The following is a 2,189-nucleotide window of genomic DNA, read 5'->3' as shown; positions in this document are numbered from 1 at the left end:
CCACGGGCCTGGAGAACGCCGGCGCCTCCCCCGTCCGCGCGGCCCGGCTGGCCACCCTCATCGTCGCGTCCGTCGAGGGCGCCACCATCCTCTGCCGCGCCGAACGCGACCTGCGCCCCCTGGACGCCGTCGTCACCGAACTGAAGGAACTCACCCGCAACGCGATCGACTAGGGCGTGTTGTCACAGTCCCGGCCCACTGCGCTCGCCTAACGGCTCGCTACGTGACCTTGCCTGGGCGAACGCGGCATCGCTTCGCGATCTGCCCGGTTGCGCTCGCCTTCGGCTTCGCTCCACCGGGCAGGTCACGCGTTCGCGCGCGTGGCTGAGGCCGCTTTGAAACTAGCCCTAGGTGTGTCCGAAGTCGGCGTCCGTGGCGCAGTAGGGCGGCCGACTTCGAGGGACGGCCTAGCAGGGTTGCTCGGCCGGGGCCTGGACGCGGGGACGGGACGGGGCGCGGAGGGCCGCGACCGCGATCCATCCGGTGAGGAACAGCGCCAGCGCCGCGGGCGCCAGAGCCCAGGCGGCCAGGTCGTCCGGGGCGGTGCCGTTGGCAAGCAGGCTGCTACCCACGGCGGCCCCCGCCGCGGAGCCGAGGTACATCGCGGCCATCTGGAACGCCACGATCGGCATCGCCTGCTCCGGACGGTCCCCGGTGAGAGCCTGCTGCAGGGTCGGGACGCTCGCCCAGCCGGCGGCGCCCCACAACGTCGCCGCGACGAGCCACACCACCGGGATGTCGGAGGCCCAGAGGGCGGCGAAGCTCGCCACGAGCGCCGCGGGCAGGGCGACGAGCAGCACACGGGGCCCGGACGCGTCCAGAACCCTGCCCACCAGGGCGGATCCGCTGACTCCGCCGATACCCCACGCCCACACCAGCGCGAAGTCCCAATCCTGAAGGCCCCGGGCCTCGGCCATCGGCAGCAGGTAGGTGTAGAGCCCGAGGCTGGCCACGCCGAGGAGGAACGCGCCGACGACGCCGACGAGGGTCCTCGGTGCCCGCAGCACTCCGAAGGCGGGACCGCGCGAGGCGGGCAGCGCCGGGATCGTCCGCGCCCTGGCGGCCACGGCGACCATGCTGAGGACGCCGATGGCGACGACCAGGCCCATCGTCCACCGCCAGTTCAGACGGTCGCCGATGAGCATTCCGACCGGCACCCCGGCGACCGTCCCGGCGGACAGGCCGAAGGTCACCATGGCCATGGCACGGCCTCGTTCGTGGTCGGCGACCATGGCGGCGGCGGACGCGGTCGCCACCGCCGTGAGCACGCCCGCGCCCGCTCCGGCGATCACCCGCGAGGCGAGGAGGACCTCGATGTTCGGCGTGGCCACGGTGAGGACGTTGCCGAGGTTGAAAACGCCCAGCGCGATCAGCAGCGCCCTCGCGGTGCTCCCGCGGATCAGCGTGCCCGACAGCAGCGGTCCCGCCAGGGCGTACGCGGCGGTGAAGGCCGTCACGCACAGCCCGACCGCCGCGAGCGTGGTGCCGAGCGAGCCGGGGATCGAGGGCAGCACCCCGGCGAGGACGTAGGCGTCGATGCCCAGCGCGACCGCGGACGCGACCAGGGGCCAGACACGGCGGATCACGCGTCCTCCCGCGCGGGAGCGGCTTCCTCGTACCCGTCGAGGACCGCGTCGATCAGGCCCGGGAACCGCGCCTCCAGGTCGTCGCGTCGCAGCCGGATGAGGCACTTGCGTCCCTCGGCGCGGACGAACACCACGCCGGACTCGCGCAGGAGGCTCGTGTGGTGGGTGAGCGTCGAGCGCGGCAGGTCCGGCCCCAGCTCGATGCTGTCCACCTCGCCGCGCTCCGCGAGCGTCCGCACCATCGACAGCCGCAACGGCTCGCTCAACGCGAACAGCACCCGCGGGATCGCGATCTCGCCGGTCTCAGGATGCTCGTAAACCCGTGCGGGCGTCATCGGAACCTCCTTAATCATTCGACAATTGTCGAACGATCATAGTGCGACAATTCCCGAACGATCAAGCTCCGACCTCGACCTCTACTGCGACGCCGACGCGACCCGGTGGCGGCGCGACGTGACCCGGTGGCGGGACGGCACAGGCGCAGCGGTGCCGTGGACGTGGCGCGGTAGTGGCGCGACGCAGAAGCGACAGCGACGGCGGCAGCGCCGCACCATGCGGCGCGGTGGCGGCGCGTGACGGCGCGGCGCGAGACGGCGAGGAGCC

3 protein-coding genes are annotated in these 2,189 nt (G+C 72.9%); 1 reads left to right on the top strand and 2 read right to left on the bottom strand.

Features of this window, described 5'->3' with window-relative positions; genetic code table 11:
• The first annotated feature begins 8 nt into the window (after nt 1-8).
• Nucleotides 9-173, top strand: coding sequence for an LmrA/YxaF family transcription factor (locus tag AB0J52_RS37335; protein WP_500187669.1), 165 nt, complete (start codon nt 9-11; stop codon nt 171-173).
• 234 nt (nt 174-407) lie between these two features.
• Here the strand turns inward: AB0J52_RS37335 and AB0J52_RS37330 are convergent, their stop codons facing one another.
• Together AB0J52_RS37330 and AB0J52_RS37325 are read right to left on the bottom strand one after the other, a co-directional pair.
• Nucleotides 408-1,586: an MFS transporter gene (locus tag AB0J52_RS37330; protein WP_500187667.1), complete on the bottom strand. Its 1,179-nt coding sequence runs from the start codon at nt 1,584-1,586 to the stop codon at nt 408-410.
• A complete protein-coding gene (locus AB0J52_RS37325; protein WP_500187666.1) occupies nt 1,583-1,921 on the bottom strand; it encodes an ArsR/SmtB family transcription factor in 339 nt (112 codons plus the stop codon). Before AB0J52_RS37325 ends, AB0J52_RS37330 begins: the two co-directional genes overlap by 4 nt.
• Nucleotides 1,922-2,189 lie beyond the last annotated feature (268 nt).

Source organism: Spirillospora sp. NPDC049652 (genome assembly GCF_040675125.1).
GTDB lineage: Bacteria > Actinomycetota > Actinomycetes > Streptosporangiales > Streptosporangiaceae > Spirillospora.
This window is presented reverse-complemented; position numbering and strand designations above follow the sequence as displayed.

What these genes read in the sequence shown, in the direction of transcription:
- AB0J52_RS37325 (WP_500187666.1), bottom strand. Translation starts at nt 1,921, where the DNA reads ATGACGCCCGCACGGGTTTACGAGCATCCTGAGACCGGCGAGATCGCG.